Origin of the sequence: Ideonella sp., from assembly GCF_044358605.1 — a bacterium.
GTDB lineage: Bacteria > Pseudomonadota > Gammaproteobacteria > Burkholderiales > Burkholderiaceae_C > Ideonella.
Genome location: NZ_JBIKNQ010000002.1, coordinates 147,840 through 156,643 on the forward strand (window position 1 = coordinate 147,840; position 8,804 = coordinate 156,643).

Genomic DNA, 8,804 nt, shown 5'->3' on the forward strand with positions numbered 1-8,804 from the left:
AAAGCCGCCCGAAGGCGGCTCTCGACTGTCCGTTTTGGCCCGCACATGGCGAGCCTAAACGATCAGAAGTTGTGCTGAAGACCGAAGTCGTAGCCGGTCTTCTCAGTCCGAGAAATGACGTCATTGACACGCGCCAAGTCAGCGAACAGATAGGTACGCTTGGACAAGTCGTGACGATAGCCGATGGACACCTTCTTCTGTGCATCAGCATCGCCCAACGTGCTTTGAGCGTAGCCGCCGCGAACAGCACCGGCACCAACCGGCACCGAAGCGGCCAGCAAGAAGCCCTTCGTGTCAGAGGTCTTGCCGTTGGCAGCCTTGTTGGTCGTGCCCTTATGGAAACCAGCCGAAGCCGTCATGAAGCCAAAGTTGTAGCGAGCACCAACGCTGAAGTGTTGGTCATCCAAGCCAGCCGGATTCTCCAAGCCTGCACCCACAAACAGAGGACCTGCAGCGTAGTTGGCAGCGATAGAGAAAGGACGCTTTGGGCCGCCATTCGGAGCAGCTTCAGCGATCTGCGCGCCCAAGTTAAAGCCAGACATACCAATATGATACTCAACCATATTGCTAGCACGAACTCTGGTCGTGCCGCCCTGACCACGCATGCCGATGTCACGCAAGGCAGCGACAGTATCACCACCGAACGGATCGATCTGGTTCTGGATCATCAAGAAGGCCGGGGTGTAGTCACGGCCCAGGCGAACCCAGCCAAAACCACCTTGCAAGCCAACGGTCGAGTAGCCATTCCAGAAGTTGGCATTTGCAGCGCCTGTCTGGGGAACAAAGCGATGCTCGATGCCGAAGGTGGCCTTCATGCCACCACCCAGGTCTTCAACGCCGCGGAAGCCCAGGCGGCTGCCTGCAACGTCCATCAGAGCCTTGTCAGCGGAGCCGGCAGCCTTGCCAACTTCGAGGTTCAGCTTGCCATAGATGGTCACGGACGATTGGGCCGAAGCAGCACCAGCGAACGCACCCAGCACGGCAAAAGCGAGAATAGATTTTTTCATTTCAACGATCTCCTAGGTTGAACAAGAGGTCCCGATCGGGGAAGAACCCGGATCACCTCAAAAGGTGGGGCTGATCAGGCCAACCTCCTCATCGGAAGTTGCCGCTATTGCACCAGACCCCCTAGGCTTCTGCCAAGGTTTGAGGCCGAAATGAGGGTTGTCTGTTGTCCGAGTACAACGAGAAAGGCAGTTTGGCCAGCGTCAAACCCACTCGACTTGTGCTTCAGTGCTTGGCGATGAGGGGTTTTCCCGATGTAAGCTCGGCCCCATGCACGCCCCTCACAACGCTCTTGATCACTGGTTGATCGCCGCCGACACCGCGCTGCGCACGCTCAGCGGAGGCCTGCAGGCAGGCCGACCCAACCCGGCAGCCGCCCTGCCACATGCCAAGCTAAGCGATTCAGAGAAACGGCTGGTAGGCGGACTGATGCGCGTCAATCACGTGGGAGAAGTCTGTGCGCAAGCCCTCTATGAGGCGCAAGCATTGACCGCTCACACCTCTGCCAATCGACTTCGCATGAAGCAAGCCGCCGTGGAAGAGGTTGATCATTTGGCCTGGACAGCCGATCGCTTACGGCAGTTGGGTGATAGACCCAGCATCTTGAACCCGCTGTGGTTTGCAGGGGCTTTTGGCATTGGCCTGCTGGCGGGCAAGGCGGGCGACGCAGTCTCATTGGGCTTTTTGAAAGAGACCGAACTGCAGGTCGAAGCCCATTTGGCCAGTCACTTAGAGCGCTTACCGGCCCAAGACCTGGGTTCACGCGCCATCGTGGAGCAGATGAAGCGCGATGAAGCCGCTCATGCCGACATGGCCGACCAAGCGGGTGCCAGCGATTTGCCCCAACCCGTCAAGACCGCTATGAAGCTTGCGGCCAAAGTCATGACGACGGTGGCATTTCGAGTCTGAACCGCGGTCGCGGGTACGGGCTCTTTGCCGCAAAAGCCCTTACGCTACCGCTGCGTCTGAGTCCTTGATCTCCACCGACGTAGAAATGGTGGCCGTACGGCCTAGCATGGCGGTCGCTGAACAATACTTCTCATGCGACAGGGCCACGGCGCGCTCCACAGCAGCAAGCGACAGGGCTTTGCCCGTCACCACAAAATGCAGGTTCAGGTGGGTAAACACCTTGGGGTCGGTCTCGGCCCGTTGCGCGCTCATCTTTACGGTGCACCCCGAGACCTGCTGCCGGCCCCGCTTGAGGATCAGCACCACGTCATAAGCGGTGCAGCCGCCCGCCCCAGCCAGCAGCGTCTCCATGGGCCTGGGCGCCAAATTGCGGCCACCACCTTCAGGCGCGCCGTCCATGCTCAACACGTGCCCGCTGCCGGTTTCGGCCAGCATCACCATGCCGGCGTCGGCGATCCAATGTACGGTGCAATCCATGGCCTAGCTTTCCTTTGATTGTGTCTGTCCCATTCAGCGCATCGTTTGGGGGCAACGGTCGCCAGTCCAAACGTGTTTGGATTCACATTATCCCGCGCTAGTGAGCGCCCTCTATCGAGAATATATTGCAGTGCAACACAAGTGAAGTTAGACTCGATCCATCGCAGTGAGCATTGAAGCCCTGCAAACAGTTGTCTCCTCCACCTCCTCTATTGGTGGATTCGGCCCGAAGCCTCACGGTTTCGGGCCGTTTTTTTGGGCTGGCTTATCATGCGGCGATGCAGCAAAGGCTGCATTCCCTTTTCCACCCCGACCCCAGGAGAGACGCCATGGCCGGCGCCCCCCGCTCCGTGCGCCCTGCTGCGCGCCCCACTGCGCAATCACGCACGACAGCCCCCGACCCCACCGACTACCTGCGTCGAATTCTGACCGCCAAGGTCTATGACGTGGCCATTGAGTCGCCGCTGGACCCGGCCAAGTCACTGAGCCGTCGGCTTGGCAGCCAGGTCTTGCTCAAGCGCGAAGACCTGCAACCTGTCTTCAGCTTCAAACTGCGCGGCGCCTACAACAAGATGGCGCATCTGAGCCCCGAGCAATTGCAGCGCGGGGTGATCTGCGCCTCGGCCGGCAACCACGCGCAAGGCGTGGCCTTGAGCGCCAAGCGCCTGGGCTGCAAAGCCATCATCGTGATGCCGGTGACCACACCCAAGGTCAAGGTCGATGCCGTGACCGCATTGGGCGGCGAAGTCGTGCTGTTCGGCGAAAGCTATACAGACGCTTATGGGCATGCCGTCGAGTTGGAAAAGCAAGGTGGCCTGACCTTTGTCCACCCCTTTGACGACCCCGATGTCATCGCTGGCCAAGGCACCATTGCCATGGAGATCCTGCGCCAGCACCAAGGCCCAATTGACGCCATTTTTGTGGCGATTGGCGGTGGCGGCTTGATCTCCGGTGTGGCGGCCTACATCAAAGCCATTCGGCCCGAGATCAAGATCATCGGGGTGCAGACCGTCGATTCAGACGCGATGGCTCGCTCCGTCGAAGCAGGCAAGCGCGTGACGCTCTCTGATGTCGGCCTGTTTGCCGACGGCACTGCCGTGAAGTTGGTGGGCGAAGAAACCTTCCGCCTGGCCCGGCATTGGGTGGACGAGTTCATCCGTGTGGACACCGACGCCGTGTGCGCCGCCATCAAGGACGTGTTTCAAGACACCCGCAGCATCGTCGAGCCCTCCGGCGCCATGGGCGTGGCCGCGATCAAGCAGTATGTCGAGGCCAACAAGCTCAAGGGTAAAGGCCAGACCTTCATCGCCGTGACCTGCGGCGCCAACATGAACTTTGATCGGCTGCGCTTTGTGGCTGAACGCTCGATGTTCGGTGAGCAACGCGAAGCGCTCTTCGCCATCACCATCCCTGAAGAGCGCGGCAGCTTCAAGCGCTTTTGCGAATTGGTGGGCCCGCGCAGCGTCACCGAGTTCAACTACCGCATCTCAGACGCCGCCCAGGCTCATGTGTTTGTGGGTCTGTCCATCACCAAGCGCGATGAAGCCGACAAGATCGAGCGCAACTTTATCAAGCATGGCTTTGACACCGTCAACCTGACCGATGACGAGCTTGCCAAAGAACACATCCGCCACATGGTGGGCGGTCGCAGTAGCTTGGCCGAAGATGAGCGCCTGTTCCGCTTCCAGTTCCCTGAGCGGCCCGGCGCGCTGATGCGCTTTTTGTCGGCCATGCACCCAAGTTGGAACATCAGCCTCTTTCACTACCGCAACCAAGGTGCTGACTACGGTCGCATCTTGGTAGGCTTGCAAGTGCCCAAGTCCGACAAGAAGGCGCTCAAGGCCTTCTTGGACGGCCTGGCCTACCCTTATGTGGATGAGACCGACAACCCGGTCTACCGGATGTTTTTGCGCTGAGAGGCCCGAGCATGAATAAGGATCTTTTTGACCAAGGCCTGCAAACCCGTCGTGAGGTGCTGGGGGCTGACTATGTGGACAACGCCATCAAGAATGCTGATGCCTTCAGCTTGCCCCTGCAGGAATTGGTGACGCAATACGCCTGGGGTGATGTCTGGAACCGGCCTGGCCTGCCGCGCCGTGACCGCAGCCTGTTGGTGCTGGCCATGTTGACCGCCCTGAACCGCCCGCACGAGTTGAAGCTGCATTTGCGCGGTGCGCTGAACAACGGCGTCACGCGCGACGAGATTCGCGAGGTCTTTTTGCAGGCCGCCATTTATTGCGGGGCGCCGGCGGCCATGGACAGCTTCCGGATTGCCAAGGAATTGTTCAAGGAACTGGACGGAGCTTGACTGTTTGTTAAAGCCGTTTGAGCGTTCGCTCACCTGAGAGCGGTGGGGATGGACTCCGCTCATGTCCCCCGCCCCGCCCTACGGGCAGGGCTCCTCCTTTACTTCGCTGCGCCCACCCCCACCACTCTCAGGTTCGGGATTGGTCGCCCCGACCGGCAGCGATAGTCAGCAAACCGCATCGAGCAAAGTCGGCGGGGGGACAGTCATAGCGAAGTAAAGGAGGAGACGGCGGCGCAGCCGACGTCGGGGGACATGAGCGGTGACTGTCCCCCTGCCGACTTTGCAGCACCGCCATTAAGGCACGTACCCGTCACCCACACTGCCCCACATACCCACAAGCCGTGCAGAAGTCGCAGCCATCTTTGTGGATCAAGGTGGCGTTACCGCACTCGGGGCAGGCCTTGCCGGCCATGGGCGTGATGGTGGTCGCCGCACCCACTTTCGGGCTGGGCGTTTCCAAAATACCCATCTCGCGAACCGGGAAGCCCTGCTCATCCAAAACCCCCAGCATGGCATAGCGGTGGATGATCAAGCGGGCCACATAGGCCACGGTGCTGGGCCAGATTTGCTGGCGCTTTTCACCGGGAACAGGCGCCATGAAGTGGCCCAAGGGCTCACCCACATTCAGCAGCTTGCGCAGCTTCATGCCAATCCAGGCGGGGTCGATCACCCGCATGTCCAGAGAGAGCAAACGTGCCAGGCCATCGAGTGCCCGGGGGTAATTGCCGGAGAAACCCAAGGCACAAGGCCGGGTCACATAGCCGGAAGGCGACTCGGGCGACGCCAGGGCTACTTCCTTGAGCGTGAGGGTGAAGCTCTCGCCCGTGGCCGGGTTGTCGACGTCGACGCCCCATGCCAAGGTGCCCGCCGTCGACGTGCGCGGCTCGTCGCGGCTGAACATGGCATCAATCACCGGCGACGGCCCGGCGTTCTGGAACGCACCAAGCGCCTCGCAGCGCCAGCGAATCACACTGGCTGTGGCCGCCACCACGCCGGGGAACAGACGCTGCTCGCCGCTGGGGGGGAAGGGCATCTCGAAGGAACGCTCTTCGGCCACTGTCGCCAGCGCATCCAACTTGAGCTTGAGCCACTGTGGGTCATTGACCCGCATGTCCATCGACAGGGTCTTGGCCAGTGCCCCCAAGCCGCGCGGCTGCTCAGCACCGTTGACCCAGACCTCGAAGGGCAGCGTGGCGCCGAACAGGCCCGTGCTGGGCCCGGCCTCGGCAGGCATCTCCCCCACAAACAGCGCAAAGTCGCCGTGCGGGTGCTGGATCATGTAGCTCCAGGCCGGGTTGCCGCCGCGCATCTCGGGCCGACCCGGCCAGCGCAGCGAGGTCAAGACCGGCTTGGGGAGCTTCTCCAACTTCAAACGTTGGTTGGCGCCATCGACGGCCAAGACCTTGGCAGGTGCGCTGACCGCCGCAGCTGAAGGCTCGACACTCAACACGGAGCCCAGCACCGCATTGGGCCGATAAGTGGCCAAGCCCTTCAGGCCGGATTGCCAAGCCGTCAGGTAGAGATCTTGGAAGTCTTCATACGGGTAGTCGGCCGGCACATTCACCGTCTTGCTGATCGAGGTGTCGATGCACGGTGCCACCGCCGCCACCATCGACGCATGGGCGTCCGCGCTCATCTCCAGCGCTGTCACAAAGGCGGGCGTCAGGGGCGCATCCGCACCCTTGAGGTGTCGATACAAGCGCCAGGCATGGTCTTCCACCGCATACTCTTTGAAGCTGCCATCGGGCATGCGCTTCTTGCGGGTGTAGGTCCAACTGAAGGCCGGCTCAATGCCATTGCTGGCGTTGTCGGCAAAGGCCAAGCTGATGGTGCCGGTGGGTGCAATCGACAAGAGGTGGGAGTTGCGCAGACCATGGCTGCGGATGCGGTCTTTGACGGCCTGCGGCAAGCGCGAGGCAAAGGTGCCCCGCGACAGGTACAGGTCGGCATTGAACAAGGGGAAGGCCCCGCGCTCCACCGCCAAATCCACGCTGGCGTTGTAGGCCGCGTCGCGCATCACCTCGCTGATGTGGCGAGCCATGTCGCGGGCCGCTTGGGTGTCATAGCGCAGGCCCAACATCACCAACGCATCGCCCAAGCCGGTAAAGCCCAGGCCCACGCGGCGCTTGTTGGCCGCCTCTTGGCGCTGGCGCTCCAGTGGCCACACCGTCACGTCCAAGACGTTGTCCAGCATGCGGGTCGCCACCGCCACCACCTCAGCAAAGGCAGCATCGTCAAAGGCTGCATCCAGTTCAAAGGGCTCGCGCACAAAGTGCGTCAAGTCGATGGAGCCCAGGCAGCAGCAACCATAGAGGGGCAGCGGCTGCTCCGCACAAGGATTGGTGGCGGAGATGTCTTCGCAGTAGCTGAGGTTGTTGTCTTGGTTGATGCGGTCCAAGAACAGCACGCCAGGCTCAGCATGGTCATAAGTGGAGCGCATGATCTGGTCCCACAGCGCCCGGGCGGGCAGCTTGCGATAGACCCACGCGCCATCCGCTCGCTGGTAGGCACCAGCCGCCTTTTGCTTGTCACCAGGCTCGGCCTTGTGGACCAACTCCACATCGGCAGCGGCCTGCACCGCACTCATGAAGGAGTCGGTCACGCCCACCGAGATGTTGAAGTTGCGCAAGTCGCCCTGGTCTTTGGCGTGGATGAAGGCCTCGATGTCGGGATGGTCACAGCGCAACACCCCCATTTGAGCGCCACGCCGCGCGCCGGCGGACTCCACCGTCTCGCAAGAGCGGTCAAACACCCGCATGTAGCTGACCGGCCCTGAGGCGCTGGACTGGGTCGAGCCGACCCAGGCGCCCTGCGGGCGGATCTTGGAGAAGTCATAGCCGACGCCACCGCCGCGCCGCATGGTCTCGGCGGCCTCGGTCAGGGCGGTGTAGATGCCCGGGGTGTCATCCTCCATCTGCGCGATGGAATCCCCCACCGGCTGTACAAAGCAGTTGATCAGGGTCGCGGTCAGGTCGGTGCCCGCCGCGGAGTTGATGCGCCCAGCCGGCACAAAGCCTCGGCGCTGCGCCTCCAAAAAGCGCGCCTCCCAATGGGCACGCTGCTCGGGCGCTTCATGGGCAGCAAGCGCCCTGGCCACCCGGGCACGCACATCTTCCAAGCTGCGCTCGTCCCCTTTGGCGTACTTCTCGATCAAGACCTCGCCGCTGATCGGCTGAGGCGGCAAGGTGGCGGCGTGTGTGTGGGCGCCGGCGGCGCGAGCGGTGCTACTGCGTGTCTTACTCATTGTGCTCCCCTGCATTCAAACCAAGCTCAATGATGACCCAAAACTAGGGGGTTTGGCATTCCATTTATGGCTTGAATCGGGTCTTTCGACGGCCGGGCTTGACATGCCACAAAGCTGTCCGCCGCGTCCATCAGAAGGCAACAGAGTGTCACAAGACGGTGGCGCAAATGGACCGACAATGAAGCGCATGCGATCCATAGCACTCCACGTCGAACCCGCCGCACCCGACTGCCCCGGCTGCTTACCCGGTGGGCAGATGAGTCCCTGTCAGGGCCGCCCGCTAGAGCGCTTAGGTCCACTCCAGTGCACTGGCCCGGCAGATGAAGTCCAGCGGGTACTGCAGTCCTTAGCGACCGCTCTCGGCCCGCTGACCACCGGCCTGTCCTCTGCGTTGGCCGTGGTGCATGCCCTTCATCTGGGGCCGGACGACGCGGAGCTGATACTGACCGTGCCACCGCATTGCGCTGGCGCCCGCCTCAGCGACGCCGCTTTTCACGCCCTTCGCTTCACCTTACCGGATAGAGACATCTACATCCGGCACCCTGTGCCTCAATCGGAGTGATCAAGCCCACGGGCGGTCCACTGGCTGTCAGGGCCGCACGGACAGCGCTTCGGCGTGAATCTTCAGTGTCACAGCCATGTCAAAACCCATGGCTTTACCGATGTCCACGCCAAACTCATCGCGGTGGAACACTCCGGTAGCGTTGGCCACACACCGCTCCCGTCGCCCTCCCTCGGCAGGAGCGCAGCGCACCTGCTGAAGGCTCAGACTCAGTGGTTTGGTAACCCCGTGCAGGGTCAATGCGCCGACCACCCGAGTGGGCATGCCCTCCACGGCATCCATCAACTGGCCCTCGAAAC

The 8,804-nt window shown here is 61.8% G+C and carries 8 protein-coding genes; 4 read left to right on the forward strand and 4 right to left on the reverse strand.

What is annotated here, in order from left to right:
• Positions 1–62 precede the first annotated feature (62 nt).
• Entirely contained in the window at positions 63–1,007 is a 945-nt protein-coding gene (locus ACIQ3Q_RS01530; protein ID WP_396267194.1) for a porin, read from the reverse strand.
• 268 nt (positions 1,008–1,275) lie between these two features.
• Between ACIQ3Q_RS01530 and coq7 the strand changes: the two genes are divergently transcribed.
• Positions 1,276–1,914, forward strand: coding sequence for a 2-polyprenyl-3-methyl-6-methoxy-1,4-benzoquinone monooxygenase (coq7, locus tag ACIQ3Q_RS01535; protein WP_396267195.1), 639 nt, complete (start codon positions 1,276–1,278; stop codon positions 1,912–1,914).
• Between the two features lie 39 nt (positions 1,915–1,953).
• On the opposite strand, the gene ACIQ3Q_RS01540 is transcribed toward coq7, so the two are convergent.
• A complete protein-coding gene (locus tag ACIQ3Q_RS01540) occupies positions 1,954–2,391 on the reverse strand; it encodes an OsmC family protein (protein ID WP_396267196.1) in 438 nt (145 codons plus the stop codon).
• Positions 2,392–2,720: 329 nt separating this feature from the next.
• Here ACIQ3Q_RS01540 and ilvA point away from each other — a divergent pair, with 329 nt between their 5' ends.
• Both ilvA and pcaC read left to right on the forward strand, forming a co-directional pair.
• Positions 2,721–4,307, forward strand: coding sequence for a threonine ammonia-lyase, biosynthetic (gene ilvA / locus ACIQ3Q_RS01545; protein WP_396267197.1), 1,587 nt, complete (start codon positions 2,721–2,723; stop codon positions 4,305–4,307).
• Between the two features lie 11 nt (positions 4,308–4,318).
• Positions 4,319–4,699, forward strand: coding sequence for a 4-carboxymuconolactone decarboxylase (pcaC, locus tag ACIQ3Q_RS01550; protein WP_396267198.1), 381 nt, complete (start codon positions 4,319–4,321; stop codon positions 4,697–4,699).
• A 310-nt stretch (positions 4,700–5,009) separates the two neighbouring features.
• Here pcaC and ACIQ3Q_RS01555 read toward each other — a convergent pair whose 3' ends face one another.
• Positions 5,010–7,943: an adenosylcobalamin-dependent ribonucleoside-diphosphate reductase gene (locus ACIQ3Q_RS01555; RefSeq protein WP_396267199.1), complete on the reverse strand. Its 2,934-nt coding sequence runs from the start codon at positions 7,941–7,943 to the stop codon at positions 5,010–5,012.
• A gap of 256 nt (positions 7,944–8,199) precedes the next feature.
• On the opposite strand from ACIQ3Q_RS01555, the gene ACIQ3Q_RS01560 reads away from it, so the two are divergent.
• Complete coding sequence (locus ACIQ3Q_RS01560; RefSeq protein ID WP_396267200.1) at positions 8,200–8,505, forward strand: hypothetical protein; 306 nt, start codon at positions 8,200–8,202, stop codon at positions 8,503–8,505.
• Positions 8,506–8,532: 27 nt separating this feature from the next.
• Here the strand turns inward: ACIQ3Q_RS01560 and ACIQ3Q_RS01565 are convergent.
• Positions 8,533–8,804: YceI family protein (locus tag ACIQ3Q_RS01565; RefSeq protein ID WP_396267201.1), on the reverse strand; the 272-nt coding region annotated here is incomplete at its 5' end.